Annotated in this window: 29 protein-coding genes and 1 pseudogene; 12 read left to right on the plus strand and 18 right to left on the minus strand. The window is 69.0% G+C overall.

Annotated features, from left to right (window positions below; all coding sequences use genetic code 11):
* Window positions 1–59 precede the first annotated feature (59 nt).
* The 7 genes and pseudogenes from QOZ89_RS26730 to QOZ89_RS26750 form a co-directional block, all read right to left on the minus strand.
* Window positions 60–218, minus strand: a complete 159-nt coding sequence (locus QOZ89_RS26730; RefSeq protein WP_312626067.1) for a hypothetical protein — start codon at window positions 216–218, stop codon at window positions 60–62.
* A gap of 18 nt (window positions 219–236) precedes the next feature.
* Window positions 237–284 (minus strand): annotated as a pseudogene (locus QOZ89_RS47645) (WD40 repeat domain-containing protein); the annotation flags it as partial.
* A gap of 14 nt (window positions 285–298) precedes the next feature.
* Window positions 299–1336 carry an IS630 family transposase gene (locus QOZ89_RS26735; RefSeq protein ID WP_312626069.1) on the minus strand — a complete coding sequence of 346 codons (1038 nt, stop codon included), beginning with the start codon at window positions 1334–1336 and terminating at the stop codon, window positions 299–301.
* Between the two features lie 97 nt (window positions 1337–1433).
* Entirely contained in the window at window positions 1434–2543 is a 1110-nt protein-coding gene (locus QOZ89_RS26740; protein WP_312626071.1) for a hypothetical protein, read from the minus strand.
* Between the two features lie 399 nt (window positions 2544–2942).
* Window positions 2943–3209 carry an AbiJ-related protein gene (locus QOZ89_RS48395; protein ID WP_491723673.1) on the minus strand — a complete coding sequence of 89 codons (267 nt, stop codon included), beginning with the start codon at window positions 3207–3209 and terminating at the stop codon, window positions 2943–2945.
* A 137-nt stretch (window positions 3210–3346) separates the two neighbouring features.
* Window positions 3347–3484 carry a hypothetical protein gene (locus QOZ89_RS26745; RefSeq protein ID WP_312626073.1) on the minus strand — a complete coding sequence of 46 codons (138 nt, stop codon included), beginning with the start codon at window positions 3482–3484 and terminating at the stop codon, window positions 3347–3349.
* A 228-nt stretch (window positions 3485–3712) separates the two neighbouring features.
* On the minus strand, window positions 3713–4021 hold the full coding sequence (locus QOZ89_RS26750; RefSeq protein WP_312626075.1) for a hypothetical protein: 309 nt from the start codon (window positions 4019–4021) through the stop codon (window positions 3713–3715).
* A 1066-nt stretch (window positions 4022–5087) separates the two neighbouring features.
* On the opposite strand from QOZ89_RS26750, the gene QOZ89_RS26755 reads away from it, so the two are divergent.
* Window positions 5088–5336 carry a hypothetical protein gene (locus tag QOZ89_RS26755; protein ID WP_312626077.1) on the plus strand — a complete coding sequence of 83 codons (249 nt, stop codon included), beginning with the start codon at window positions 5088–5090 and terminating at the stop codon, window positions 5334–5336.
* A 112-nt stretch (window positions 5337–5448) separates the two neighbouring features.
* Here QOZ89_RS26755 and QOZ89_RS48400 read toward each other — a convergent pair whose 3' ends face one another.
* Window positions 5449–5622 carry a zinc finger domain-containing protein gene (locus QOZ89_RS48400; RefSeq protein WP_491723674.1) on the minus strand — a complete coding sequence of 58 codons (174 nt, stop codon included), beginning with the start codon at window positions 5620–5622 and terminating at the stop codon, window positions 5449–5451.
* Window positions 5623–6009: 387 nt separating this feature from the next.
* Window positions 6010–6483, minus strand: a complete 474-nt coding sequence (locus QOZ89_RS26760) for an Rv1443c family protein (RefSeq protein WP_071048794.1) — start codon at window positions 6481–6483, stop codon at window positions 6010–6012.
* A 243-nt stretch (window positions 6484–6726) separates the two neighbouring features.
* Here QOZ89_RS26760 and QOZ89_RS26765 point away from each other — a divergent pair, with 243 nt between their 5' ends.
* The 5 genes from QOZ89_RS26765 to QOZ89_RS26785 all read left to right on the plus strand — a co-directional run bounded on the left by QOZ89_RS26765 (window position 6727) and on the right by QOZ89_RS26785 (window position 10097).
* Window positions 6727–7428, plus strand: a complete 702-nt coding sequence (locus QOZ89_RS26765; RefSeq protein WP_312626079.1) for a hypothetical protein — start codon at window positions 6727–6729, stop codon at window positions 7426–7428.
* Between the two features lie 344 nt (window positions 7429–7772).
* A complete protein-coding gene (locus QOZ89_RS48405; RefSeq protein ID WP_241841715.1) occupies window positions 7773–8048 on the plus strand; it encodes a hypothetical protein in 276 nt (91 codons plus the stop codon).
* Window positions 7973–8434 (plus strand): hypothetical protein, encoded by a 462-nt coding sequence (locus QOZ89_RS26775; RefSeq protein WP_241841716.1) that lies wholly within the window; start codon window positions 7973–7975, stop codon window positions 8432–8434. Before QOZ89_RS48405 ends, QOZ89_RS26775 begins: the two co-directional genes overlap by 76 nt.
* A 267-nt stretch (window positions 8435–8701) precedes the next feature.
* Window positions 8702–9172, plus strand: coding sequence for a nuclear transport factor 2 family protein (locus QOZ89_RS26780; protein ID WP_071048797.1), 471 nt, complete (start codon window positions 8702–8704; stop codon window positions 9170–9172).
* A complete protein-coding gene (locus QOZ89_RS26785; protein WP_083418604.1) occupies window positions 9162–10097 on the plus strand; it encodes a DUF7064 domain-containing protein in 936 nt (311 codons plus the stop codon). Before QOZ89_RS26780 ends, QOZ89_RS26785 begins: the two co-directional genes overlap by 11 nt.
* A gap of 168 nt (window positions 10098–10265) precedes the next feature.
* Here QOZ89_RS26785 and QOZ89_RS26790 read toward each other — a convergent pair whose 3' ends face one another.
* The 3 genes from QOZ89_RS26790 to QOZ89_RS26800 form a co-directional block, all read right to left on the minus strand.
* On the minus strand, window positions 10266–11627 hold the full coding sequence (locus QOZ89_RS26790) for a hypothetical protein (protein ID WP_312626084.1): 1362 nt from the start codon (window positions 11625–11627) through the stop codon (window positions 10266–10268).
* Between the two features lie 213 nt (window positions 11628–11840).
* Complete coding sequence (locus QOZ89_RS26795; protein ID WP_312626086.1) at window positions 11841–12680, minus strand: MaoC/PaaZ C-terminal domain-containing protein; 840 nt, start codon at window positions 12678–12680, stop codon at window positions 11841–11843.
* Between the two features lie 83 nt (window positions 12681–12763).
* On the minus strand, window positions 12764–13378 hold the full coding sequence (locus QOZ89_RS26800) for a TetR/AcrR family transcriptional regulator (RefSeq protein ID WP_071048801.1): 615 nt from the start codon (window positions 13376–13378) through the stop codon (window positions 12764–12766).
* Between the two features lie 57 nt (window positions 13379–13435).
* On the opposite strand from QOZ89_RS26800, the gene QOZ89_RS26805 reads away from it, so the two are divergent.
* Window positions 13436–14977, plus strand: a complete 1542-nt coding sequence (locus QOZ89_RS26805) for an FAD-dependent monooxygenase (protein WP_312626088.1) — start codon at window positions 13436–13438, stop codon at window positions 14975–14977.
* Window positions 14978–15056: 79 nt separating this feature from the next.
* Here the strand turns inward: QOZ89_RS26805 and QOZ89_RS26810 are convergent, their stop codons facing one another.
* Window positions 15057–15803: a methyltransferase domain-containing protein gene (locus tag QOZ89_RS26810; protein ID WP_241841717.1), complete on the minus strand. Its 747-nt coding sequence runs from the start codon at window positions 15801–15803 to the stop codon at window positions 15057–15059.
* A 401-nt stretch (window positions 15804–16204) separates the two neighbouring features.
* On the opposite strand from QOZ89_RS26810, the gene QOZ89_RS26815 reads away from it, so the two are divergent.
* From QOZ89_RS26815 to QOZ89_RS26825, 3 genes are all read left to right on the plus strand, one after another.
* The gene (locus QOZ89_RS26815) at window positions 16205–17098 is read left to right on the plus strand and encodes a HalD/BesD family halogenase (protein ID WP_071048802.1); all 894 of its coding nucleotides are present in this window, start codon (window positions 16205–16207) and stop codon (window positions 17096–17098) included.
* Window positions 17099–17276: 178 nt separating this feature from the next.
* Entirely contained in the window at window positions 17277–18257 is a 981-nt protein-coding gene (locus QOZ89_RS26820; RefSeq protein WP_241841718.1) for a class I SAM-dependent methyltransferase, read from the plus strand.
* Between the two features lie 214 nt (window positions 18258–18471).
* On the plus strand, window positions 18472–20412 hold the full coding sequence (locus QOZ89_RS26825) for a choline/carnitine O-acyltransferase (RefSeq protein ID WP_312626092.1): 1941 nt from the start codon (window positions 18472–18474) through the stop codon (window positions 20410–20412).
* A gap of 318 nt (window positions 20413–20730) precedes the next feature.
* Here QOZ89_RS26825 and QOZ89_RS26830 read toward each other — a convergent pair whose 3' ends face one another.
* The gene (locus QOZ89_RS26830; protein WP_312626094.1) at window positions 20731–21093 is read right to left on the minus strand and encodes an HIT family protein; all 363 of its coding nucleotides are present in this window, start codon (window positions 21091–21093) and stop codon (window positions 20731–20733) included.
* Window positions 21094–21349: 256 nt separating this feature from the next.
* On the opposite strand from QOZ89_RS26830, the gene QOZ89_RS26835 reads away from it, so the two are divergent.
* Window positions 21350–21490: a hypothetical protein gene (locus tag QOZ89_RS26835; RefSeq protein ID WP_157910496.1), complete on the plus strand. Its 141-nt coding sequence runs from the start codon at window positions 21350–21352 to the stop codon at window positions 21488–21490.
* Between the two features lie 219 nt (window positions 21491–21709).
* Here QOZ89_RS26835 and QOZ89_RS26840 read toward each other — a convergent pair whose 3' ends face one another.
* A complete protein-coding gene (locus QOZ89_RS26840) occupies window positions 21710–22780 on the minus strand; it encodes a tetratricopeptide repeat protein (RefSeq protein WP_312626096.1) in 1071 nt (356 codons plus the stop codon).
* Window positions 22777–24153 carry an ATP-binding protein gene (locus tag QOZ89_RS26845; protein ID WP_397428848.1) on the minus strand — a complete coding sequence of 459 codons (1377 nt, stop codon included), beginning with the start codon at window positions 24151–24153 and terminating at the stop codon, window positions 22777–22779. The genes QOZ89_RS26840 and QOZ89_RS26845 overlap by 4 nt, the downstream gene beginning before the upstream one ends.
* A 35-nt stretch (window positions 24154–24188) precedes the next feature.
* Between QOZ89_RS26845 and QOZ89_RS26850 the strand changes: the two genes are divergently transcribed.
* Window positions 24189–24314 (plus strand): hypothetical protein, encoded by a 126-nt coding sequence (locus tag QOZ89_RS26850; protein WP_274536526.1) that lies wholly within the window; start codon window positions 24189–24191, stop codon window positions 24312–24314.
* Window positions 24315–24360: 46 nt separating this feature from the next.
* On the opposite strand, the gene QOZ89_RS26855 is transcribed toward QOZ89_RS26850, so the two are convergent.
* Window positions 24361–25479, minus strand: coding sequence for an RNA polymerase sigma factor (locus QOZ89_RS26855; protein WP_312626100.1), 1119 nt, complete (start codon window positions 25477–25479; stop codon window positions 24361–24363).
* A complete protein-coding gene (locus tag QOZ89_RS26860) occupies window positions 25461–25841 on the minus strand; it encodes a YciI family protein (RefSeq protein WP_071048805.1) in 381 nt (126 codons plus the stop codon). Before QOZ89_RS26860 ends, QOZ89_RS26855 begins: the two co-directional genes overlap by 19 nt.
* Between the last annotated feature and the right edge of the window lie 202 nt (window positions 25842–26043).

Here is a 26043-nt window from a genome sequence, read left to right on the forward strand (position 1 = left end):
CAGGTTGGTGCACGCTTCGGGCGCTTCGCCGCCGAGGGCGGCGCGAAGTTCGTCCTCGGTCACTTCGCCTCGACCTGCTCGCAGGCATCCTGCGGTGTCTGAAAAATGTCTTGAACGAGCACCGTGCTCTCGATGCCGGCCCGCAACATCCAGGTGCCGTCCCGTCCGAGCACCAAGCCGAAGACATCGTCTGTGCGGTTGCCGCTGAATGTCGCCACCGGTTCTTCCGTAGCCACGTCCCAGAAGCGCACCGTTCCGTCGCCGCTGCCGGTCGCGAGGAGGTTCTACTAAGGAGAAACTATCTTACTGGAATTTCGATATAGGCCAGGTCGGGCGCCTGGAAGAAGGCCCGGACGACATCGGGGGTTTCCAGCAGCCGAGCGAACGCCTTCTTGATTCCGTCGCGCAGCTCGTCGAGTGTGCGGGCGGCGACCTTTCCGACATTGTCGTTCTTGACGTTCTTCCAGACCCACTCGTCGGGGTTGAGCTCGGGCGAGTAGGCCGGTAGGTAGAAGAGCTTCAGCCGGCCCTCCGTGGAATCGACGTACTTTCGGGTGGCGGCGGACTTGTGGGCGCCGTGGCCGTCGACGATGAGGAACACCGGGCCGTCGACGTCGTGGAGGAGTTTCCCGCAGAACTCGATGAAGGTCGCCGAGGTGGTGTTCTCGTCGAGGAGGGAGAAGTGCAGCTTTCCCTTCGCGGATATTGCGGAGATCATGTTGACGGACTTCCGGTTGCCGGTGCCCCGCACGACCGGGGTCTGGCCGACCGGCGCCCAGGTGGTGCCCGAGTGGAAGTCGGTGCGTACCGACGCCTCGTCCCCGAAGTAGATCGACGCGCCCGTGGCCTGCGCCTCTGCGTGGATCTTCGGGTAGTCGACCTGCTTCCAGCGGGCGACGTCCTCGTGGTCCTGTTCCCACGCCCGCGTCAGTGGCCGCTGTGGCGACAGCCCCAGCCGGTGCAGGAGCCTGCCGACTCCCTGTCGGGTGTACTCGACCCCGAACTCCCGGCGGATGAGTTCGCGGACCAAGTCCCGGGTCCACAGCGCGAAATCGAAACGCAGCTGCCGCGGGTCCCTTCCCACGACCAGTCTCCACAGCCGCGACATCTGCTCGTCCGAAAGCCGTGGTGTCCGGCCCGGCGCCATCTTCACCTTGAGGGCCTCCGGCCCACCTTCGTTCCGCGCCTGCAGCCAGCCGTATACCGTGGAGACACCCGCCCCGAAGGCCAGCGCCGCATCCTTCGGGTGCATCCCCTTATCAATCGCGCTCAACGCGAGAAGACGCGTGTCCTCCAGGTTGCGCCGGGAGATACGGGAGCCGGGTTCCTTCGACATGCCCCAATTATCCCACACTGCGCCCCGACCATTCCAGTAATCTAATTACCTCTTAGTAACGGCGCTAGATTGCTCGGTCACGGACAATCTGCTCCTGCTATATGTATCTGTCTTCGATGGTCTTAAGTATGTCCTGCCAGACTTCCTCGATCGGTGTCTGAGTACCGTCAAGGCGGACGAGAGACACGGTCTCAGTGTACCCGTCATACCTATCACCACCTGGATGGAGGATGAAATTCCAGCCGTCTCCCCGTGCGCGCCAGGATTCGACGGTTACCTTCTCTACCAGCCTTGCCTCGGCCCCGGTTGCGAACAGGTATGTGGCATATACGACCCAACCTCTCCGTGCATGCTGTTGCAGCCGCGGGGAGCCAACATTGCAGATGCCAACCTTAGCGACCGAGTCGCGTCTCAAGAGGTAGATCAAGGAGGATTCGGTATCACGGAATCCGCTCGTGGCACAGTTGGAGCATCCCCCCTGACCCGCATTGACGATGGTGTCGTAGCGTGGGGTGACGATCTCTCCGCAGCGCATGCACATCGATTTGCAGGGTGCGTGCGAAGATGTGATCTCGACGATCGGCCAATAGCCACGTTCGATCATCTTCTTCATCGCGACCTTCGGGTTTATCGCCTTGCCTTTGCAGAATTTGCAGCCAGAGGAACGAGAGGCCGTTCCTGCATAGTGCGGCGTGATGAACTCGCCGCACTCCATGCAGACGCAGAGCCAGGGGACATTTGTCCCACGGAACGGCGCGACAGGCCATATTCCGTGTGCCATCATCGTCGCCTTGGCTATGCTGGCATCAACCTCACGGCGTCCACAATGCTCGCAGCCACCGTTGCCCTTGTGTACAACCGAGTTGTATCTCGGCGTGACAAATTTTCCACATAACATGCAGACACACAACCAAGGGTCGCTGGTATTGACGAAACCGGCGACCGGCCAGACCCCGCGTTCGATCATCGCATCCTTGGCCGTATCGGGATCAGTGGCGTTGCTCCTTCGCGCGCATTCCTTGCAGCCACCTTGACCGCGACTTACGACGTTGGCATACGTCGGGGAAACAAAGGAGCCGCACTCCATGCAGACGCAGAGCCATGGCGCCAGCGTCCTGTCAAACGGTTCGATCGGCCAGATGCCGCGCCCAATCATCTCTCCCTTTGCTGTAGCCGGATCGAGACGGAGCTGGTCGATCGTCCTCACAGTGCCACATGGTCTGCACCCGCCTGCCCCCTTGTTAACGACATTGTTATATCTCGGCTCGACAAACGTCCCGCAGGCCATACAGACGCACAGCCACTTGTCCTGTGTGTTCGCGAACGGCGTAACCGGCCAGACGCCACGCTCGATCATCCTCTGCTTCGCATCCTCGGGTCTCAAGCGCTTCATGTTGTCCCTCCCTGGTGCGCCGCGACACGTTCAAGTTATAGGAGGATATTCGACTGGAGCCTGTGCCTCGCGGAAGGGTCCTACTGTTTCTTCGATTGCTTGATTATTGGCGATGCGGCTTGCCGTTAGGCCGAGGATTGATCGCGAGCCGGTCTTCCGAGCCAGAAGGATGACGGCCTCGGAATGACCCAGGAGTTCGCTTCAGAAGGATCCTCAGATTTTCCACGGAGTCCAGCAGCGCCTGGTCGGGTCCGTCGGTGAGCTGGAAGCACGGGGCGCCCAACACCCGGCCATCGTCCCAGTCGACGTCTGCGACCCGGTGCAGGCGATGTCCTCGGCGGCGGTGGCATGGCAGGATTTCGTCGAGGGCAGCGCGTCCAAGTCGTAGAGCTGTTTAAGAAGATCGATCTCATTCAGGCACCCCCACCACGGCCCAGCTTCGCCCCAAAGAAAGTCAAAGACGTCCCAACGGATGGGCACCGCGATTTAGCGGGACTGGCCGGACGTAATGCGCCACGGTTGCGCCGGCGGAGTTCGAGACGCCAGAGGTTCGCTACATGCGGCCCTGAGTCCAACAGGCCGGTTCCAGGCCAGTCTGCTTGACCAAGACCCGGCCGCTACTTGATCAGATCATGCCAGGTGTCTGGGAGGCCCTCTGCCGCGAGGCTCACTTGCAGGACGGCCTCCCGCCAGGTCGTGGGCGCATCACCGCCGCCGGTCAGGAGCAGCTTGCGTCGTCCTCCGAACATGACCACGCCCTTCTCCCTGAGCTGCACCAGCTCGGCGCTGAGAACGCGGCTCGCCTCGCGGATCGTCCGCTGCCCCTAGTCGTGTAGTCTCCCGGCTGACCTCGGCCGTGTCCCGTGCCAGGTCAAGGAAGTCGTCGGCAAGGTCGCAGAGCTCAGGGTCGGCTGCTCCGTCGGCGAGGTTCCCGAGCCGGTAAGCCTGGCTACCCTCGATCACCTCCCAGACGTCGCTCCCGGTCACCAGCAGCCGCATGAGTACCAGCGGGGGTTCCTTGGGTCGCGCCGAACTCTGATCAGGTCAGCTCCGAACCTCCCGGCCGCCCATTTCTCATGGTTTTCTTTGATCTTTCTGAGGCGGTCGGCGGGATAGATGCCAGGCTGATCGTCGACGATCTTGTGGTCGTTCGGACAGAGAAGGATCAAGTTGTCGAGCCTGTCGATCGCATCAAGCGGGAGCTGCGCCCCGCGAGGACCGGTGGGCGACTGGGCGACGATGTGGGCCTCGTGCCCGACGACCGACTCTCGGCTGGTCGCGTCGCCGTCCACGACGAGTGGCTTCCTGCACATGGCGCAAGTGTTGTGCGCCCGAGCCCACAGCACCTTCCGGTCATGGTCACTGATCGCTATGGCGAGTATCCTGCACCGCTATGCCAGGGCCGTGGCTCGCGTCCCGGCGAACAGCCTGAACGAGCCGGAGACGGCGAGCCTGACTGCCCGCTGCTGGACCGCTGGCGGCGACCTATCGGCAGCTTGGCCGCCTTCACCGAACGCGCGCCGAGTACATGCTCCGATGACACCAAGATCTTCGGGTTCCTGGGAGCGTTGATGTCAGTCCCGCGGCGTGGTCATTGATGCCTCGCTGGCCCGTCCTGTTGCGTGCTGCACTACGGGCAGATCACGGTCGGCGCGGACGCGGGAACCTCGAATCGCGCACCACACCGCCGCCGGGACCCTCCCCGAGCGCCAGCGGCGCCGTCGCCGGCCGATACACACCATGGCCGTGTCGCAGGGCGGTTCGTCGCCGAGCGTGCGCGGATGCGCGTCACGGCACACCGCGCAGACCGGCTCCGGGGGCGCGGCAACGAGCGTCGGATTCACCTCGGTCGCTGACATGATCCGCCGATAGCTGGAGTGCGGGGTCGGACCGCCACAGACATCACAGTGCAAGTAAAGATCTGACCGGGGCGTAGGGCTCCACGCGTCCCGCGCAATGAAGGCAAGCGCCGCGAAGAACTCGCGCACCGTCATCCCGCGATCTTCCGGCTCACAACCGCGTGAGTTCCGGCTCCTCCACACGACCCATCATGATCTCATCCGATCAACTAGAACTAGCCTGTCGGGTGATCGACCTCATACGCCAACAGCCCGCGGAGACAGCTGGTGGGTCTCGACAACCGCGACCTCCAACCGGCCGAACCGGAAACGCGCTTACCCGGACCGGGAACAGGCAAACGAGGACGAACCGCGCCAGCGCCGGGACAACCCGGCACCAGAACAAGCCATCGGAGGCGACGAAGGGCGACGCCGTGGTCGCCCAGGAACCGTTCCCAGCAGCAATAGAGTGCCCCGACAGCCGATACAGGCCAGAGAGCCTCAAGGGGGCACGCTACCGATGGCCGGTCCCGACCACGCCCAGGACGATCCGCGCACGGAGAGCACGGAAGCCGGCATCCAAGCTGGCGCGGGACCGTCCCGGAAAGCACGACGACAACCCGTCGCCCGCCACATGGTCATCGAGCGGGTCGAGACCATACCCATGACGGCCGAGGAACGGCGAAGAGCAGTCGAGGCGCTCGCCGAGCTGATCCTGCGCTGGGAGCACACCACCGCAGCCGCCACCAACTCGAAGGAACACCCGTAGGGCCGAAGGCCCGGCGCCGCCCCGGCTGACGTTCCGCATCGCCCTCAGCGACATCGCGCCCTCGGTGTCCGCCCGCCGGCGCGCCCTGGCCGGGCCGGTCGCGCCGACATGATCAGAGCGTCTCGCGCCGAGGGTACCGGGGGCGGGTCTCCTGCATCCACTCACGGAACCGCCGGAGCCGCTCCTGGTGATTCGCCTTCCGGGGCTTCGCGGCGTCCGTGCACGGGCGTGCTTCGGGGGCGCCGCACTTCGGGCACGTGACGAGCCTGGCCCGCTCGACGGTCACCGGATCGGAAGCCGTGCCACCGGCACGCCGGTGCCATTCGTCGACCTGGCGGTCGTATTCGGCCAGCGCCTGCTGGTACCGGCCTTCGTGGACGAGGGGCGCGGGTGGTGTGTCCGGCTCCGGCGGTCTCCAGTCCGGATCAAAGGCCGCGAACGAGCCGCATGCTGACCCAGTCCCAGCAGCGGTGACTACCGACAGGAGTCGGCTGCTACGGAGCCAAAGGAGGCTCGAACCACCTGCCCGGCCCGCCGACCTGCAGTTTCGGCGGGCACGAGCACGTCCACAACGTACGAACCAACCTATTTCTGCAGGTCAGGCGGTTCGTCACGCTGCGGGGTGGGGCGGGTGGGGCTCGAACCCACGACCGGAGGATTACGAGTCCGGACGTCACCGTTCGAAGTGGCGCCGTAGCCGGCGATGGCGGTGTCCGAAGAAGGCACGGAGCAGGACCTGGAGCAGGGGGCCCGCGAGCCGCAGGATGACGCGCGGTTCCAGAGTGACCCGATCGGTGACGACAGCCGTGCGGTCGGTTGTGGCCTCGACGGTGCGGTCGTGGACCCATCGCCGCATGCTGAGCATGGTGGATACCTCGTGGAACCGGCGGCCCGGCTCGAGCTCGGTGAGTGTCAGCCGGTCGTAGTCGAACGGTAGGACGCCGAAGAGCCGCAGCCACGCGCGGCCGACGGGCACCCCGACACGGATCGTCTCGATGGAGACCTCACCCACGCCGCGGGGCAGCGACATCGTCATCCAGGGACGCATCTCGTCGTTGATGCCCTCGGGCGTCACGATCCGCCGCCAGACCATATCCGCGGGCGCGAGAACGAGGCTGGTCACCTCGAACGACCACTGGCTCCTCATCGCATTCACCCCAGTCTCGGCAGTTAGCGCCATGGCGGCAACGGGATCGCAGGATGCTACGACAGCCTTTTCGCGATCATTAGGCCCCCGCCGTCGAGGCCGGGTCGACGCGACGCGAGCGAGCGCTCCATCACATTGTTTCGTGCAGGTTTCCGCGCGATGACGAAACCGAGACACCTAGGCCCGCCGCGGGCTAGAATGCGCGCTGTTCCTGATCAGCCGAAGTCAGGCATGGGGGCGCCCATGGACAGCAGGCGCGACATCGTGAGCGAGCGGTTCCCATGCGGCGAGCCCATGCTGGCCACCGTGGTTCGGGCCACGGGGCCGCCCGCCACCCCGGCGACAACCACGCCGTCGCCCTGGAGTGCGCAGGGCGCGACGACGGATTGGTTCGTGCCGCAACCCCCGCCGGCGGACCTGGCTGGTCCGCCCGCACCGCCAGAGACGCCGGCCACCCGCGGGCGGGGCTGGCGGGCGTTGACGGCCGCGGCCGGCGCCGCGGCCCTGGCGACCGCGGTGACCATCAGCGTGCTGCTCGTTCCCGGTGGCCGGACGGCCGAGACACAGGACCCGCCGTCCCAGCTGGTGGCCCGGGCCGCGGGCCCCTGGGTGAACCGCTACACGCTGGCGGGCAGCCGCGCCGACTACCAGTTGACGATCGACGGCGCGCGGTGGCATCTCACCGGTGCGGACTACGTCATGGTCGGGAACCATCGAAACGGAATCCGACAGTCCTGCTCAGGAACCGTCACGGCAGACGCCTACCAGCTGACCTTCACGACCAAGACCGGCACCGCTGAGCCGATCGGTTCCGGCCTGCCTGGCCGCCAGGCCGGCGGCTCGTTCTGCGCCGGCGTCTTCAACGCGGTTCTCTACCCGGCGGGCCAGACACTCGACCTGATCGACCCGAGGTCGGTGCGGACCTACCAGATGCGCCGACCCTGACTCCGCCAGGAAGCCGTCAGGCCGGACGACGGCAAGGACGGTGCGCGGCTTGACGGCGCGACGAAGGGCCTCAGCTCCGCCACGCTCGCCGGAACCGGCCGCGACCTCCTGCTGACGTACAGCTATACCGCCACCACCGCCGGCGTCTACCCGATCTACCTCGTGAGCCACGAGATCGTCCGCACCAGGGGCCTGGACTCCGCCCAGACCGCATTGGTCAAATCGTTCCTGACCTACACCTCCTCCGAGGCTGGCCAGAAGGCGATCGCCGCCCTCGGCTGCGTCTCGGTGCTGCTCCCCCCTGGGGTGAGGGCCTCGCCCGCTCCTGGTACCGGCGTGCGCTGGTGGAGCTCAGCCGCCTGCCACACGTCGAACGCGTCGCGATCCAGACCAACCTCAGCCATCGCGTCGACTGGACGGCCGGCGCGGATCTGTCCCGGCTCGCGTTGTGGGGCACCTACCACCCGAGCCAGGTGCCGTACGAGCGTTTCCTCGGCAGATGCCTTGACCTGGCCGGACGTGGGGTGCGCTACAGCGTCGGCGCGTGGGGCAGCCCGAGCACCTGGACGCCGCGCGCCAGCTGCGCGCCGACCTCCCCGCCGACATTTACCTGTGGGTGAACGCGGCCGAGGGCCGCGCCTACACCGACGCCGAGGCCGCCCACTGGGCGGAGATCGACCCGCTCTTCGCCTACAGCCGCGTGCCACATCCCAGCCGTGGCCTGCCCTGCCGGACCGGGGAGACCGTCGTGTCCGTGGACGGCGAGGGCACAGTCCGGCGCTGCCATTTCGTCCCGACGGTCCTGGGGAACCTCTACGACGGCTCGTTCGGCGTGGCACTGCGCCCCCGGCTGTGCCCCCTGGACGTGTGCGACTGCCACATCGGCTACGTCCACCTGGAACCGCTCGGCCTCTACAGCACCTTCACCGACGGCATCCTCGAACGCATCCCCATCGCCTGGCCGCGCCAGAGCGCGGGCGCTGCCGGGCATGACGGCGGCCGGTGAACCGGGGATTTGTGTTCGCCAAGGGGCGCCCCGTCAGGTTTCCTTCGCCGGCTCACGCGTTCCGCCAACGTGCCCGAGGAGCTATAGCCGATTTCGGACAGAGAGCAGTCATACGCAAGTGCGGAGTCACGGGGTCATCTGTCACCGGCGACGGCCGTCGGCGACACCGGCTGGATCGCTGACGCCGGATGGATCGCTAGAGAGTGAACGTGTACTTTCCTGTGAGGGCGTGGCCGGTGGAGTCCGTGCTCAGCGAGGAGGCCGTGTATGGACAGGATCGACCGGCTGGAGGCGATCGAGGAGATCCGCAACCTCAAGGCCCGCTACTTCCGCTGCATGGACTCCAAGCTCTGGGACGACCTGTCGTCCGTGTTCACGGACGACATGAAGGTCATCACCCCGCGCGGTGACGTGTGGATGGAGGGTGGCGCGAACTACGCCGCGAGCCTCCGATCCAGCCTCACAGCCGCTGTGTCGTGCCACCAGGGCTTCACCGGGGAGATCGAGATCCTCGACGAGCGGCACGCCACCGGCGTGTGGGCCATGCAGGACGTCATCGAATGGGCCGACCGGCACCCGCGCGAGGGCTGGAAAAGCATCCTGGGCCGCGGCCACTACCACGAGACCTACCGCAAGGAGAGGGGCTGCTGGCGAATCGCCACGCTAACCCTGACCCGGCTGCGGCTGGACATCGAGTGGCCGCATGACACGACCATCGGAGCAACCTGTGGGTCTTGATGCCGGCGACGAAGCCTTCCATCACGGTGCGGACCCATACTGGCGCGAAAGCGCGTGGTTCCATTTCTCGGTTCCGGAGCGGAACCTGATCGGGTTCGTCTACTTCTTCTACGACCCGCGCACCGGTGTCCCGGGCGGTGGCCCAGCGGTATGGGACCCCAGCGGCGAAGAGACCTACGACTGTCTCTTCTACGACTGGCGATGGCTCCAACCGACAGTCGAGCACCTCGACTCCACACATGTCGAGCTGCCGAACAGCCTCCGCCACGAGGTCCTCGACCCGATGCGGCGCTACCGGCTGTCCTACTCGAACCTCGGCCTCGAGCTCGACCTCGAGTGGACGGCGCTCATGGAGCCACACGAGATCCGCAGCGATCCTCTGTCGATCGCGAGCGGGGCCCGGCACTTCGACCAGCCCGGCCGGTGCACCGGGTCACTAGTCCTGCACGGCGAGCGCATCGACGTCGGCTGCTTCTCCCTGCGAGACCGGACCTGGGGGCCGCACCGCCCGGGCGCCACGCGGCCTGGCGACTATCTCTGGGCCATCACGTCGCCCGACTCGCACTGGCACGCGATCACTCTCGCCACCGACGAACCCGGGGTCGAGTCCGTCCGCAACGGCTACCTGTTCCGCGACGGAATCCTTGGCGATCTTGTTAGTGGAAGCCGACGCGTACTCGAGCGACGCGGGGACGCGCCGGCCCGTGTCGTGCTGGACGCCGTCGACGAGCATGGACGCGAGCTGCGGGCGATCGGGGAGATCCGGACAGTCCTGCGTTGGTTCGGCTGGCCGGGCCGACTCGCCTACTGGACTCTCACCGACTGGCGCTGGGACGGGCGACAGGGCTGGGGTGAGAACCAGGAGTTCCACCCGCTCGCCCAGGTCCGGGCGCTGCGCGCCGCGGGCCAGAAGGGATCGCCATGAGGCACCGGAACCTGCGCCAAGGCAGTCCGTATCGGTTGATGTCTTGACTGATGTCAGTCCTTCACAGCTACCTGGGACTGGCGCCCCTGTGACGCAGGGGCGCCAGAACCGGTAGCGAACGGTCCGCCAGGCGGGAAATTCCGGTGAAGGTGGCCGCCGAGCGTGGCGTCAGGCCTTGGGCACGAACTTCGTTTGGAAGATCTCCGCGATGCGGACCCACGTGTCCAGGGTTGGCGGGCCGAGGGCCATCACCTCCTGGTGGTCGGCGAAGGCCCGCAGCTCGAAGACGGCCAGCGGCTTCGGGCCGTCCTTCCGGTCCATCGGGAAGGCGCCCATGCCGTAGTACTCCCGCTTGTTCTCATCATCGCCCGGAAAGTCGGCGATCCTGTCCGGCCGCCGGCCTCGCAGCCCAGGGGGCGGCGAGGCGAGGTCCTTCCGGATCCTTGGCTCATCGGGTTGCTGCCCTGGCGCCGACCGCCCGTTGAGGACACTGTCCCACCACGCGCTGATCGTTGGACCGTGCTCGATGAGCTGCCATGTTTCCTGCCGAGTCACCCCGTCTTTGGGCCAGCCGCCGGCGGCGTATTCCGGGATCACCATCTGGGGGTCGGGCGGGTCCGCCCGGTACGCGAATGGGAACAGGAACCTGTCGGGCCAGTCCGTCGGCCACAGGGCGGGGGGAATATGACCCGGCTGCGTCCGGAGGCGGGCCTTCTGGTCTTCCGGGAGAGCGTCGAACATGGCGTGGAAGTCGGTCCGATGCAGCAGCGTGAACGACGACTTCGGCGAGTCGCGGTTGACGAGCACACGGCAGTGGCCGCTGTCAGCCTTATAGAAGGAGAACTCCTTCACCTTGGAGCCAGGGGGGAGATGTTCGAATGTTCTGAGATGTGCGCTGTCCTTGAACGTGAACACTCGGAAGAAGTCGCCGTCCTTGGCGATCAACGGTGTCCCGTCGGGGGCGACGGCGCGGTCGGGCGAGAAGTTCCAGACAGCGGCCAGCAGAAAGATGTGGCACGCGGTCAGGAAGCCGGTCAGCTCCGGGTTTTCCTGGTCGAAGACGAGCCCGCTCTTCGCACGTATTTCGGCCAGGCTCTCGAGGTATTTCGCCCCGGCCGCGCCCTCGCTGTGGAGCACCTCCTCGACGAAACTTCTGAGCTTGGCCAGTGGGACGCCCACCGTGCCCTGCGGCTTCGCGACGAACGTCCTGTCGTTGATCTGGAGCGTGCAGTCCCGCTCCCAAATACCGCCGACGAACGTGTCGCCCTTCTCGAACGTCAGCTTGCCCCAGGTGGCTGGCGACAGTCTCGCCAGCTCGGCGGCGACGTCCCTCGCGAAGCCGACCGCCTCCCGAATCTTGGCGAGCGAGTTGACCGGGGCGGTGACGAACTCCAGCTCGGACAGCGCGCCGCTGAGTGTCTCGTCGCCTTCCAGCGTGAGGAGTTTGCTGCCGTGACGGTACGCGACCTCGCGGTCCTGCACCCCCTTGACGAACACGTTCTTGGATGCCTGCAGCTCGAGACCGAACACGTACGTCCACCCCCTTTTTTTTGGACGATCAGATCCAGTCAGGCACCTTAGTCCGCTGTCATCTCGCTTCGCTCGGTAATGACTGAACCGAGGCGGCGCTGTCGCACCGGCCGAGGTGAGGCCGCGACCGCTAGGTCACGGCGCGTTAGTTCCTCACCGATCCGATGGCCGACTCCCGTCCACCCGGCGAGGCAGGCCACGGTGTCGCCCGCCCTAGCCACGCAGCTCCAGACGGCCGTGCGTCACGACCGGGCTTCCGGCGGAGTTCGCCTCGAAGGCATAGCTGAGCGGGCCCGCCTCGTAGACACCGACGCGCAGGTCTTCGCCGACGAAGGCCGGTGAGGCGAACCGCACCGCCACCCGCCGAACACGGTCCGGGTCGCCACCGGCCACCGCGTCGACGACTTCCTGCGAGCACAGCGCCATCGTGCACAGCCCATGCAGGAACGGCCGGTCAAAACCGCCGCGGCGGGCGGCCGCCGCGTCGAAATGATGATCCGACCAGTCCCCCGACACCTCCGCGTACCGGCGCGGCATGTCGGCGTCCACCGTCACCGTGTACTCCCCCACCGGGCTACGCCGCACGTCGGCGGGAAAGGCGTGGTCGGGCACGGGCGACCCGACCGCTCGGCAGGTGGTGTTCAGGTAGACGGTCGTCCACAACTGCTCGGCGACGACCTCGTCGCGCTCATCCAGCGTCGAGTAGCGCAGCGTGACCAGCGCGTTCCGGCCCGCTGGCCGGGCCCCGAAGCCACGCACCCAGGTCCGCAGCGGCTCGCCGGGGACCAGCGGCCGGTGCAGCACGACATCGTGCTCGCCGTGCACCCCGCCCGACGCGGCCGCCTGCACCTCCTTGCTGACCAGAGCGCCCCGGCCGGCCTCCTGCGCCACCCAGATCTGGGTCACGATCGCGACCGCCGGCACCGCCAGGCCGGCCCGCGTCCGCTCCGACCGGTCACCGGTGGCCGCGGCGTACCGCCCTATCAGGTCGGCGTCCAGCGATCCCGGGAACGGACCCGTCGACTCCTCGACCAGAACTCCAGCGCCGGTCATGTCAGCGCCACTCCATTCCATTCCTCACGCCCGCCCCCCAGGTCGCGGCTTCTGGTGCCGGTCGGCACCGTCGTGCCGACGCCTCAGGTGCGATACAGCAGCTGGTGGATGAGGGTGTCGGCGAGCCAGGATTCGTACTGGTCGATGGTCCAGCGGCGTTCGAGCACGAGGGTGCGGTAGATCTCGGGCAGGACGAGGGCGACGTAGATGTCGAGGGCCCTACTGACGCTGACGCCGGGCGCAAGGTGGGCGGCGATGGCCTCGATGTGCCGGTGGAAGGCACGTTCCCGGTTGCCGGTGATCGTCTGCAGGTCGTGAGCGATGTCCGGATCGGTGCGGGCGGCTTCCTGGTAGATGGCGATCACGTCGTACATGAGTTCGTACTGGCGGCGCTGGATGCGCGCGGCCAGGCGCAGACCCCGCGCCGGGTCGGGCTGTGCGAGCGCCTCGTCGTGGCTGGTGTCGATGTCGAGGGTCGCCGCCACGCCCCAGGCGATCGCCTGCAGGATCTTGGCCTTGGTGCCGAACGCGGAGTAGATCGTCGGTGCGGGGATGTCGGCGGTCTCGGCGATCGCGTTGATCGTGGTCGCGACGTAGCCCTGCGCGGCGAACAGGTTCCGCGCGGCAGCGGCGATCTGTGCCTTGGTGGCCATCGCCTGGCGCTGCCGGTGGCTGGGGCCTTCCTTCTTGACAACCACCTGAGCACGGTACCACTCTACAAATCATAGTCTCGCTATGACGAAGAGTGTGGAGCTATGACTGCTGGAGTGGTCGAGGTACCGGCGCTGATCGTGGGCGGCGGCCCGGCGGGGCTGACCGCATCGCTGCTGCTGTCCCGTCACGGCGTCGAGTCGCTGTTGGTGGACAAGAGGGACACCGCGTCGCCGCTGCCGAGGGCGCGCGGGGTCCATGCCCGGGCAATGGAGATCATGCGGGTGTGCGGCGTCGAGCCGGACCTGCGCGCGGTGGAGCTCCCGATCACGCCGGGTGCACAGTGGCGGACGGGGCTTGCCGGCCCGGCCATCCGCGAAGATGTCCCGTCCTCCGCGGTCGCGGCCGAGGTCAGCCCGTGTGAGGGCCTGTCCGTCTCGCAGGACGTGTTCGAGTCCGTGCTACTGGAACATGCATGCGGCTACGACACCGCCCGACTTCGCCGCGGCGTCCGGTTGGAGTCGTTCGAGACATCCGCCGCCGGCGTGCGGGCAACCCTGCTTGACCTGGCATCCGGGCAGCACAGCCACGTCCGGGCCCGGTGGCTGATCGCCGCCGACGGCGCTCGCAGCGCGATACGCGAGCGGCTCGGTGTCGCCATGCTCGGCCCGCACGACCTGGGCCGGCAGCAGATGATCGCTTTCCGGGCCGACCTGACGCCGTACACCGGCGAGCACCCGCGAGGGATCTACTTCCTCACCGGCACCAACGCGGCGCTGATCTGGACCCACTCCGACCACCGCTGGGTCATCAGCGTTCCGGACACCGGCGACATATCCGATCCGGCGGCGGCCGTGCTCGGCGTGCTCGGCGTGCCGGACCTGCCGGTCGAGATAGTCGGCTCGAGCCGGTGGACCGCCGCCGCGCAGAGCGCGGCGCGTTACGCCGACGGCCCGGTATTCCTGCTCGGCGACGCCGCGCACCGGTTCCCACCCGCCGGTGCCACCGGCGTGAGCACCGCGATGCACGACGCCCACAACCTCGCCTGGAAGATCGCCTCTGTCGTGCACGGCCACGCACCCGCGAGGCTGCTGGACAGCTACCGATCCGAACGCGAACCGGTCGGCTGCCGTAACGCCGACGAGACCGGTACCGCCTGGTCGAGGGTCTTCGGCAGCGGCGCGGCGCCCTTCGCCGGTCGCAGCCTCGCCCAGATCGACATGGGCTACCAGTACCAGTCACCGGTCATCACCGCGGATGGCAGCCCACACGCCGACCCGCCCGGCGCGGACTACCGCCCCAGCGCCACCCCCGGCTGCCGCGCGCCACACCTGTGGATCGACACCTCGGCGGGGCGCCGATCGACGATCGACCTGTTCGACCGTGACCACGTCCTGCTCACCGCGCCGCCCGGCGAATCGTGGCGGACAGCCGCCGACACCGCCGCTCGAGCCCTCGGCGTACCCGTCGTCAGCCATGTGATCCGCGAACCCGGCTGGCCCGACCAGTACGGCGTCTCGGCCGCCGGCGCGGTCCTGGTCCGCCCCGACGGACACGTCGCCTGGCGGCAGGCCACCCAGCCCACCTCCGGCGAGCTCGCCCACGGCCAGCTGCTCGCCGGGCTGAGAACCAGCACCGCGGCCTGACCCTGGAGGCCCCGCTGGGTACGACAGCGCCCTGGTTACAGGTCGAGCACTATCTCGCCATCCGGGTGAGAGCAGCGGATCAGCACCTCGCCGGGGGCCGGCGGCTCCAGGGGGTGGGTGCGTACCGCACGGATCCGGTCAGCAGCAGCGTCACACAGGTGTGGCAGACGCCGGTGCGGCAGGACCAGCGGGTCGGGACGTCGCAGGCGTCCGCCAGCTCGATGATGCTGCGCCGCTCATCCGACCAGGGCACCGACAGCCCGCTGCGCGCTGGGCCGCCAGGACTACCGCGGCTTGCGCCCCACGCCGAGATCAAAGGCGCGGTCGCGAGATCAAGGCGGCCGCTCGCAACGTTCGCGAGATGCTCCTCGATCTCCGTCTCGGTCGCCAGGCCCGCGGCAAGCAGACGTCCCCGTATCTGTTGCACAGTCGCGATCTCCAACACCGAGCACGCCGGCGACGTCACCGGGAAGAACGCGTCGGCCCGCACCGCGTCAAGCCCCGCCCCACGCAGCAGCCGCGGCAGCGTCCGCCCGAACGCCAGCTCCGCACCCCGACCAGCCATCAGCGTCCGGAACCCCTGACGCAGCCGGTTCGCCAACTCCTGCGCCGGCCCGTACTCGTCCAGGCAGACAAGCGGCTGCAACGCGGGGTCGGCGTCCTCGATGACCAGCCAGCCACCCGGGCGCAGCGCTCGCACCATCGAGGCAAGCGCCTCGACCCGCCGAGGCACATGCGTCAGCAGCAGCCGGGCATGCACCAGATCGAATCCACCCGCGGGCGGCGGCTTCACCGTGACCGGCCGCCACGCCGGCCCGGACAGCACCCCGTACGCCCTGGGCTCTCCTCGTCTGCTCCTCCTCGCCCGTCGCTGACCCACACCACCGTCGGCTGTGCGAGACACCCCGTCCCGCACAGCCGGCACCTCTCACGGCCCCCACACGAGCCGGAGAGATCCAGCGGGTGGTGAGCTGGGACCGGCGGGAGCCATCGAGATGCGGGCCGCCGATGTCGGCGCGACAGACCCGCGCTCGGCGATGCGTTCTACCTGCGCTTTTGCCGTCGCGGGCGGGATCAGGCCCGAGATCAGGCCGTGAGATGACCGTCGTGTTACATGTCACATTGCCGGACATTCCGCGGATACCTGCCGGAAAACTGTGCTGGGTTCCTTCGTGACGTTGAATTTCCGGACGGCGCGTCGTGTGGACGGTTGATGGAGGGATTTCCGTGACCAGGCCCGAGAGCGTCATTGACGACGTCGCGACGGCCACGGCGGCCGAGGCTGTCGTTAACACCGGGCTCTACCCGCTGTTCGCGCCACCGGGCAGCACAGCCTGGAATGAGCTCGTCCGGGGTGTCCGGCTCGAGCTGGCCGAGTCCGGATGTTGTGTGCTTCCGGCATTCGTCAGACCGAAGGCGCTGGAACGGCTGCGCGCCCAATGCGCCGCGCTGGCCCCGCTGGCCTACTACGGCGGCGAGACGGTGAACGCGTACAACATCGCGCCGGAGACGCCGCTGCCGCCAGGACATCCCGGGCGGGTCAGCATGCCGCGGGGCAACGCGTTCGTCGCCCGGGACCGCATCCCAGCCGACCACGCCGTCCAGCGGCTCTACACCAGCATCGCGTTCCAGACGTTCGTCGCGGCCTGTTTCGAACTGCCGGCAGTGCACGAACTGGCGGACCCGCTGGCGGGGCTGTGCGTTAACATCGTCGCTCCCGGGCGGGAACATCCCTGGCATTTCGACACCAACGAGTTCGCGGTGAGTCTGCTGACCCAGGAGGCCGACGGCGGCGAGTTCGAGTACTGCCCGGGGATCCGGTCCGCGGCCGAGGAGAACGTCGAGGACGTCGCGGCCGTGCTGGCCAGTAGAGGCGACAGGTTCGTCCGGCGGCTGCGCCTGCGGCCCGGCGACCTCCAGCTCTTCCTCGGTCGCTACTCCCTGCACCGGGTGAGCCAGGTGACCGGCCCGGTCCAGCGGCACAGCGTGATCTTTGCCTACAGTGCGCGGCCGGGCGTGGTCGGCAGCCTGTCCCGGACCAGGCAGCTGTTCGGCCGGGTGCTGCCGGAACACCGGGAGGCGGCCGAGCGGCCTGTCCGGATGGACGCGCTGCTCGACTGACCGCCGTGCACATCGCACCCCGGGGTCCGCCGACACGGACGCGCCTCGCCACCGATGACCGTCGGCTGACCGTCGGCCTCCGACGAGCGCTCCAGCCCGCCCAGTCCCGACCGAGCATTCCGGACCGATGCGCACCCTGATCGCCCAGCCGCTGGGCGTATCGAGAGGAGCACCGACCATGGATTTCGACGCCGCTGGAAAGGTTTCACTCGGGCATGTCTACGACCAGCCCGACCCGCGTTCCTACTTCCGTACACTGGGCGCACTCGGCTACCGGCTGCCTCAGCTGGCCAAGCCGTACTTCTCCAAAATCATCGACGAGTGCCAGGAAAGCCGCCCGGACAGGCGGCTGCGAGTGCTCGATGTCGGTTGCTCCTATGGCGTCAACGCGGCGCTGCTGAAACTCGACGTCGCCATGGACGAGCTGTACGACCGTTACGCGGGCGAGATCGGGCGGGCCGTCGGCGATCCAGGCGGCGGCCACCAGGATCGTGACCGTGGATCCGTCGGTGGCCAATTGACCGCGGCGCCCACGGCGACCGAGGCGACTGGGACGACCGGCCTCGCGGCTGACCCGCGAACCCGGGCGACGCTGGTGGCCAGCGACCGGGCACTGACCACGGCCCGCGGCGGCGCCACCGACATCGAGGTGATCGGTCTCGATGCGTCCGGTCCCGCGCTCGCCTACGCTCTCGACGCCGGTTTTCTCGACGACGCGCTGCACGCGGACCTGGAGTCCCGCGAGCCCACGGAACCGGAGCGGGCCCGCCTAGCCGGCGTGGATCTGGTCATCTCCACCGGCTGCCTCGGTTACGTCACCGGCCGGACTCTCACCCGGATCGTCACGGCGGCTACCAGCTCGGACGCGGCTGCCGAGCCAGACGCGGCGGCGGGCGGCGGCGGGCCGGGTCTGCCCTGGATGGCTCACTTCACGCTGCGCATGTTCCCGTTCGACCCGATTGCCGAGACTCTTGCCGGTTTTGGCTACCAGACGGTGGCCGTGGACCGGTTGTTCGAGCAGCGCCGGTTCGCCTCGCCGCAGGAACGGGACCAGGTGCTGGCGACCCTCGCGGGGGTTGGGGTGGATCCACGCCGGCTGGAGGCCGACGGATGGCTGTACGCCCAGCTGTTCATCTCCCGTCCGCCCGAATCCCTCTGAACACCCAATCGCTATGAGAACGTCACGGGCGGGGCGCGGCAACCGCCGGGATGACGCCCCGGCGTCATGATCGGCTGGGGCGCGGGCTTCGACCGCCCGGCCGGACAACGCACCCGCGTCGTCCGGCTCTGAGCCCGCCGCCCGGTTCCGCGCCCCTACCAGCACCCGTCGCCACGGCCCACCCTCCACGACCAGGACGAGGAAGACGACCAGGATGACCGTCCAGACCGGCCGCGAGGCCGCCACGACCGCGGCCGCGCCCACGAACGCAGGCCCGTCCACGAACGCGGCCCCGTCCACGACCGAGACGGTGCCCGCCGTGCGCACCTTCGACAACGAGGAAAGTCTGCCTCGGGTCCCGCTGCCCGACCTTGCGGACAGCTGCGCGCGGTTTCTGGACTGGTGTGCCCCGCTGCTCACCACCGAGCAGCTCGCCGCGACCGAGGCGGCCGTGAACGACTTCCTCGCGCCCGACGGCCCGGGGCGGCCACTGCACGCCGAACTGGCCCGGTTCAACGCGAGCGACGGTGTGCACAGCTGGCTCGACGAGTTCTGGCCCGCCCGCTACCTGGGCCGGCGGGACCGGATCGCGCTGAACGCCAACTTCTTCTTCCTGTTCCGGGACGCCGTTCCCCCGCCCGCCACCCCGACACCGCCCGGTGGCCCGCAGGCCGAGCGGGCCGCGGGCCTGATCGCCGCCGCGCTCGACTACAAGATCCGGCTGGACGCGGAGAGCATCCCGCCGCTGCTGCGGCGCGGCCAGCCGCAGTCGATGGTGCAGAACCGGTTCCTGTTTTCCACCACCCGCATCCCCGGCCAGGGGCAGGACACCGTCCGGGTGCCGTACAGCGCCGCGTGGCCGGGCCCGTCGGACGCCCGCCACGTCGTGGTGTTCCGGCATGGCCAGATGTTCCGGATGGACGTGCTCGGCCCGGACGGCACCCCGCACACCCTCCCGGAGCTCGCCGCCGGGCTTGCCGCCGTCCTCGCCGCCGCCGGTCCGGCGCCGGCGCCGGACGACGTCGCGGTCGGGCACCTCACCACCAAGGCCCGCGCGGCGTGGGCGGAGAGCCGGGCAGAGCTGCTCGCCCACGATCCAGCGAACGCGGCCGCGCTGGACGAGATCGAGCGGGCGCTGTTCTGCGTCTGTCTCGACCATGTCGTCCCGCCGGACACCCTCGCCACCTGCGACCAGCTGCTGTACGGCAGCGCCGCTGGCCGCTGGTACGACAAATCGGTCTCGTTCGTCGTCTTCCCGAACGGCCGCGCCGGGATCAACATCGAGCACTGCGGGCTGGATGGCACCACCGTTCTGAGCTTCGTCGACGAGCTGCTCGCCGCGCCGCCCGCCGAGCTGTCCGCCCGCTCGGGGGCCCGAGCGCACGGCCGCCCGGCGGTGCGCCCTGTCTCCTTCGTCCTGGACGCGACGCTGCGGGCGGATGTCCAGGCGGCGGCGGAGTCGTTCGCCGAGTTCGGCGAGGAAACCGTGGCGGTGACGCTGTCGTTCCCCGAGCACGGCGCTGACCGGTCCAAGACGCTGCGGATCTCACCGGACGCACTCGTGCAGCTGGCCTACCAGCTCGCGCACTATCGGGCGAGGGGCCGGACCGGCGCGACATACGAGTCGATCGCCACCCGCCAGTGGCGGTACGGGCGCACCGAGGCGATGCGAGTCGTCACCCCGGAGGTGCTGACCTTCGTCGCGACGATGGACGATCCGGCCGCCGATCCGGCCACTCGCCGGGCGGCGCTGCGCGCGGCGGCCGACGCCCACGTGCGGCGGGCCGGCGAGTGCCAGCGCGGGGACGCTCCCGAACAGCACCTGTGGGAGCTTGCCTTCATCCAGCGCCGCCGGGGAGCCGAGCTCGGTGTGCCCACCTCGTCGCCGCTGTACGAGTCGCCGGGCTGGCTGGTGATGCGGGACGACTACCTGAGCACCAGCTCAGCCCCGTCAGCGAACATCGAGCACTTCGGCTTCGGCTCGACCAGCGGGAAATGCATCGGCATCGCCTACGTGCTGCTGCCGGACCGGCTGAACATCTACCTGAGCACCCCGCGCCCGGTGGCTGCCGGTATGCACGCCTTCGCCGACCGGCTGCGCGACGCCCTCGGCGAACTCGACGACCTGCTCACCCTGGACCCCGCCGGCTCCTGAGCGGCACGAGAGCGGGCCGACCCGGCGGAAGCCCGCGGCCTGCTGGCACTGCTGCACCGAGCGACAAACCTTCCAACGGCGTTGGCGGGCGGCCGTTCCACCTTCGGGAGCGCCCAGGCCCGGAAGGCGACGTTGCCTGGCATGGCGCGGACCTGGTCACGCTCACCGTCGAGCTGGGCGAGGGCAGCCGGCCGGTCGGTGGCTGCGGTACTGAAGTCGAGTTCGACCATTGGGACGTGAACCTGGGGGACCTGACCAATACGCCAACGCCCTGCGGCGCCAGCATCAGCTTCTTGTCGGCCGATGATGTCGAGGGCGTCAGTAATCATGGAGATGGCTGACCAGGAGGGTCGCGATGCGGTCCATGTCGGCGGCGGGGACCCGGCGTTGCTCTGGTTCGCGCAGATATGCGAACACGTCCGGACCGCGCTCGGGCGGGGACAGGTCGGGGGCCCGCGGGATGACGTGGACGTGCAGATGCTCGAAGCCCGCGGCCTCGCCGAAGCAGGCGACATAGGTCTTCTGGCAGCCGAGCACCGTGGCGAGTGCGTTGCTCAGCCGCCAGGTCACCAGTCCCAGTTCCGCCGCCTCGGCAGGCGTGAGGTCCGCGACCGACAGGACGTGGCGGCGGGCGACGACGACGAGCCAGCCGGGCATGGCAGTTGTGAACGCGTGCGCCACCCGCCAACCGTCACCGAGAAGGATCCGCTCTCTGGGCGGGAGACTCGCCGACTCGACCTCATTCTGCGCGCAGGAAAAACAGCCAGTCCCGGACGGCTCCCCGTCAACCATGAGATCGACGCTACCGGCGCGGGCGGATTCCGCCCAGCAACGGATCAGGGACCAGAAGTCGACTATCCGATCGCCGGGGGCAGGGGACGCCACGGATCTTCCGGAGGCTACGGCGCATCGAGATGTGCAGTGATTCCGAGCGCCCATGCCACCCACCTCATACGACACGTCCAGCCCGGCGACCGTCGCCGCACCCTCACCCAACCCGCTGGCCAGCTCCACCCGCCACCGCAACCGCGACTGCCGCGCCTCCGCCTCAGCCACCAGCGCCGGCGAGACCCCCTGAGAGCCAGGCTCGAGCCCGGTCATCCGTCAATCCATTCACGATGGTGTTGAAGCCTCTGGTGAGCCTCGCAGCCTTCCGGAATCCGACAGATCTCGACCACCGCTCCCATCTCGTCAGACTTGCTCCGGGGCATGGTCAGCCGCTCCGCACCGCACCGCCCCAGCCGAATAGCGGGTTCTGTCGCGTCGTGTCGCGCGGTGATGGCACTCAGTCGGTGGACTAGTACCTGAGCCGGCGAACGGAGATCGCGGTGAGGATGCGGACCGCGATGACGACAAGCAGCGCGAGGGCCCGAGTGGTAAGCCCGACAGGTCCGGAGGTCACGACGCCGACAGTGCCGAGAATGCCCACGACGGCAAGGCCGGCGACCACGACGCTGAGGATCGCGTCCCGGCTGACCAGATACCAGAGATGCCGCCGCAGGGGTGCGGTGAGCTGGCGCAGCCACCAGGTCAGGTAACCCAGAGCCAGGGCCTCGGTGACGATCCAGATGATCGCGAAAGGGAGCTGGACCCGGCCCATGGCCTCGCCGACGATGGTCAGGGACCTGGCGACCAGAATGGTGAAGACGAAGACCGCGAGGCAGGTCCGCGAGACGATGGCGTGGACGGTCACGCGCAGGTTGTGCTGCGCGACCGTGTCTTGAGGGTTGGCGGCGGCGGCTCGGATAAGCCCTTCGCCGGCCTGGCGGAGATTGTTGGTCCGGAGGTCCAGGACGGCGAGGTTGTTCCGGGCGGCGGCGTCGCCGGGTTCCACCCGGAGCGCCTCCTCGAAGGCCGACCGCGCACGGACGGGATCACGCTCCATGAGGAGCCTGCCGTAGACGACATGCGGCGCGGATTCGTGAGGAGCCAGTCGCAGCGCCTCGGTCGCGGCGTGGAGTGCCTGGTGTTCCGAGGCCAGGGCGTGGGCGGTGTCGGCGAGCTGGATCCAGGCCTGCCAGCGGTGTGGCGCCAGGATGGTGGCGCGCTGGGCGGCGTCCCGGGCAAACCAGTACTGCCCGAGCTTCTCGTAGGCAAGGCTGGCCAGCCGGTGACCCCACTCCTCCTCAGGGCTGACCGCGATGGCCCGCTGGGCCGTCTGGAGCGCGCTCGCGTGCTCGCCCAGGCCCAGCAGTGTCTGGGCGAGCAGGCACAGCACCCGCGGGTCGTCCGGCTGTTCGCCAAGCAGCGCCGCGGCACGAGCCCGAGCGTCCGCGAACCGGCGGACGTCGAGCAGGTTCTCGATCGCCCCTACGGCGGCGGCACGGTCGAGGCCGGTGGCCTCGCCGGATGAAGGAGGGGAGGTCACAGCCGCCTGATCTTCTTGAGGTAGGCGCGGAGGTCGGAGTAGGTGCCGTCGTCGTCGGCGAACAGGACGACGTTGCGGGCGATGTCGAACCAGGGGCCCATCGAGGGGCGCACCTCGGTGATGGCCGCCTGCAGGTCGGGCATGCCGACCAGGCGGGCCTGGCCGGTGCTGACGCTGTCCAGGAGCGCGCGCTCAACCGCTGTCTCGCAGATGTGGGCGATGTCGGCTCCGGAGTACCCGTCGGTGGCCTTGGCCAGCCGGCCCAGGTCGATGCCCCCGACGGGCCGCTGCGCGAGGTGATGCCGGAAGATCGCCTCCCGGGCGGCCTGGTCCGGTGGCAGGACCAGCAGGGTGCGGTCCAGCCGCCCCGGGCGCCGCAGGGCCGAGTCCACGTCCCAGGGGTGGTTCGTCGCCGCCAGGACGAACACGCCCTCGTTGAGGCCGTCCACTCCGTCCAGCTCCGCGAGCAACTGGGTGACGGCCCCCCGCGTGGCTGACTGGCGGGTCTGCGAACGCTTCTGGCCCAGCGCGTCCACCTCGTCCAGGAAGACCACGCATGGGGCTTCCCGCCGGGCCAGCTGGAACAGTTCGTGGACGTTGCGCTCGCTCGAGCCCACCCACATGTCCAACACGTCGGCCAGCCCCACCGACAGGAACTTCGCCCCCAGTTCTCCGGCCACGGCCCGGGCCACGAAGGTCTTGCCGCAGCCGGGCGGCCCGTACAGCAGCAGCCCACCCCGCAGGCTCTTGCCATACATCCGCCGCAGTTCGGGGTTGCGCATCGGCGCCAGGAACGCCTGTTCCAGCCGCTTCTTGACCTGCGCCATCCCGCCGACGTCCGCCAGCGTCACCCCGGCGCCGACCACGTCCCACGCGTCGCCGGGGCCCGGCGCTCCCGGCGACGCCTCGACCGGCTCGGCGCCGACGAACGCCGGCGGGACGACGCCGTCGACATCGCGTTCCGCGGCGCCCCAGTCGAAGTCGTCCCGCGCCGGCGGACCGGCGACGGGGACCTCGGCCTCCGGCTCCGACGAGCCGGTGGACGGCCGCGCATGTGTCGGGCTGACAGGGCTGACCGGCGCGCCGGCCGCGGCTCCGGACGAGGCATGGGTCTGCGCGCTCGGTCCGGGCGTCGGGGTCGGCTCGAGAGCCCGGACCATGAGCTCCCGGGCCTGCGCATTGTCAGGTGCCCGCCGCAGCGCCTCCGCGCACACGGCCACCGACTCGTCCCCCAGGCCCTGCAGCAACAGGTGTTCGGCGAGGAGGAGCCGCAGCGGCAGATCGTCCGGCATCGCTGCGACCGCGCGCCGAAGGCTGTCGAGAAGAGGGTCAGCCCCACCTTCCCCGCCAGGAGGGATCATCACAGACCGCATCGTAGGCCCAGACACTGCACAAACGGGACGCGGCCGTGAGCTTGGCCCCCTGGCACAGGCGCCTCCCCTTGGAATGGGGCCGCGACACCTTCACCAACCTGACCGTGTTCCTCCGAGACGCCGCCACCGGCGGGGACGCGGTGCTGACCTGGATCGACTGACCAGGACGTCCGGACCGGGCGCGGGCTGGTCGGTGGCCACGTCCCGCTATGAGCCCCGCGTCGGGGAGATCTCCCCCGATGGGTTTCTCTCGACGGCGGCCAGCGCGTCGCGGGCGCCCTGGGTCGGCGCGATGTTGACGAGTGCCCGGTAGAGCCGGAGCAGGGCGTCCTGGTCGGTCGTGCCGGTACGTCGGCGGTCGGCATGGACTGACTGGATCGCGGCCTCGATCTGGAACCGGCCGAGAGGGGACCCGAGCGCGTGGGCCCGGCGCAGGTAGGCCTCGCCCTCGCGGATGAGGGCCGTGTCCCAGCGCTCGGGATCCTGCTGCGCGAAAGGCACGAACACGTCGCCAGGCCAACGCGCGGGGGCGCGGGACGACGAGAGCGCGATGAGCGCGGCGAGCCCCCACGCCTCGGGCTCGACTTTGAGCAGCGCCGCGACAGTGACGGCGAGATAGAGCGACTCCGCCGCGAGCGACTCGTGCGGCGCGACACGGGCGTCGGGAGAGCCGAGCGACTCCCAGTCGATCGTGTAGGCACCGTAGATCGCCTCGAGGACGAAGCCGAGCCGTTCGGGCAGGTCGGCACGGGTCGGGACGGTGAACGGAATGCCGGCGGCGCGGATGCGGCGCTTCGCCCGGACCAGACGCTGCGCCATCGTCGCCGAAGGCACACGGAACGCGGCGGCGATGCTGGCCGCGTCGAAGCCGAGCACGGTCTGGAGCATGAGGGGGGTCCGCACCTCGGGCGCGATCGCGGGGTGGGCGCAGGCGAACAGGAGCTCCAGGCGCTTGTCGGGGATCGCATCCGGATCGACGGCGGCGAGCGGGTCGATCGCGACGGCCGCGACGGTATCGGCGTCGGAGGCCATGGGAAGAGGCGCCGACATGCGGTGGGCAGCCGACTTGAGCACGTCGCGCTGACGGTTGCGGGCGACGGTGAGCAGCCACCCTCCGGGGTTGCCGGGGATGCCCGAGGCCGGCCAGGTGCGCAGCGCCTGCTCGAAGGCGTCGGCGAGCGCGTCCTGCGCGAGGGCGATGTCCCGGGTCGGTGCGGCGAGCAGGGCGAGCAGCCGGCCGTACGAGGTCCGCGCCGCGCCCTCGGCGGCGGCGCGGACCTCGTCGGGGACGCGCGCGGGCAGGTCGGTCACCGCCTCGATGTCCACGCGCCGTCCTGCCAGTGGGTCATGCCCGGCCGTACCTCGACCGGCCCCCACGCGACCGAGGGCGCCCGCTTCGCCCACCCCAGCGCCGCGTCCAGGTCGGCGACGTCGATCACGAACGTGCCGGCGAGCTGTTCCTTGGTGTCGGCGAACGGGCCATCCTGCACGCGGAACTCGCCGTCGACGCTGCGCACGGTCGTGGTGGCCGACGAGTCGCCGAGCACCTCGGCGGAGATAAGAACGCCCGCCGCGTCAAGGTCGGCGGCGTACTTCTGGAAGGCGGCCATACCGTCCTGAACGGCGGCCTCGTCGAGCTCGCCCGTCGCCATCAGCTCCCGGTAGTGCAGCAGGATCGTGTAGCGCATGAGACGTCCTCTCGGATCGGTTCGACGCTGACACAGCATTGACGAGTGAGGCCGGAGCAGATCGACAGGTCAGGACTGGAGGACGACCGAGCCGCCCACACCCGGCACGCTCGGGTGCGTTCTCGGTCGCGGAGGCCGGCCCGGTTCCCATTCCAGCGCCCTCCGCGGGGCGCCGGCCGTCACCGGAAGGCGCCGCGGCACT

The sequence above is a fragment of the Pseudofrankia coriaricola genome, assembly GCF_032027725.1.
Classification (GTDB): Bacteria; Actinomycetota; Actinomycetes; order Frankiales; family Frankiaceae; genus Pseudofrankia.

Excerpts from the sequence above, each read along its gene's own strand:
- QOZ89_RS26780 (WP_071048797.1), top strand. The coding sequence starts at position 8,702 with ATGGACAGGATCGACCGGCTGGAGGCGATCGAGGAGATCCGCAACCTC.
- QOZ89_RS26795 (WP_312626086.1), bottom strand. The coding sequence starts at position 12,680 with ATGACCGGCGCTGGAGTTCTGGTCGAGGAGTCGACGGGTCCGTTCCCG.
- QOZ89_RS26760 (WP_071048794.1), bottom strand. The coding sequence starts at position 6,483 with ATGAGGAGCCAGTGGTCGTTCGAGGTGACCAGCCTCGTTCTCGCGCCC.
- QOZ89_RS26835 (WP_157910496.1), top strand. The coding sequence starts at position 21,350 with ATGCCACCCACCTCATACGACACGTCCAGCCCGGCGACCGTCGCCGCA.
- QOZ89_RS26755 (WP_312626077.1), top strand. The coding sequence starts at position 5,088 with ATGGCCGGTCCCGACCACGCCCAGGACGATCCGCGCACGGAGAGCACG.
- QOZ89_RS26860 (WP_071048805.1), bottom strand. The coding sequence starts at position 25,841 with ATGCGCTACACGATCCTGCTGCACTACCGGGAGCTGATGGCGACGGGC.
- QOZ89_RS26765 (WP_312626079.1), top strand. The coding sequence starts at position 6,727 with ATGGACAGCAGGCGCGACATCGTGAGCGAGCGGTTCCCATGCGGCGAG.
- QOZ89_RS26820 (WP_241841718.1), top strand. The coding sequence starts at position 17,277 with ATGGATTTCGACGCCGCTGGAAAGGTTTCACTCGGGCATGTCTACGAC.
- QOZ89_RS26845 (WP_397428848.1), bottom strand. The coding sequence starts at position 24,153 with ATGCGGTCTGTGATGATCCCTCCTGGCGGGGAAGGTGGGGCTGACCCT.
- QOZ89_RS26825 (WP_312626092.1), top strand. The coding sequence starts at position 18,472 with ATGACCGTCCAGACCGGCCGCGAGGCCGCCACGACCGCGGCCGCGCCC.
- QOZ89_RS26805 (WP_312626088.1), top strand. The coding sequence starts at position 13,436 with ATGACTGCTGGAGTGGTCGAGGTACCGGCGCTGATCGTGGGCGGCGGC.
- QOZ89_RS26735 (WP_312626069.1), bottom strand. The coding sequence starts at position 1,336 with ATGTCGAAGGAACCCGGCTCCCGTATCTCCCGGCGCAACCTGGAGGAC.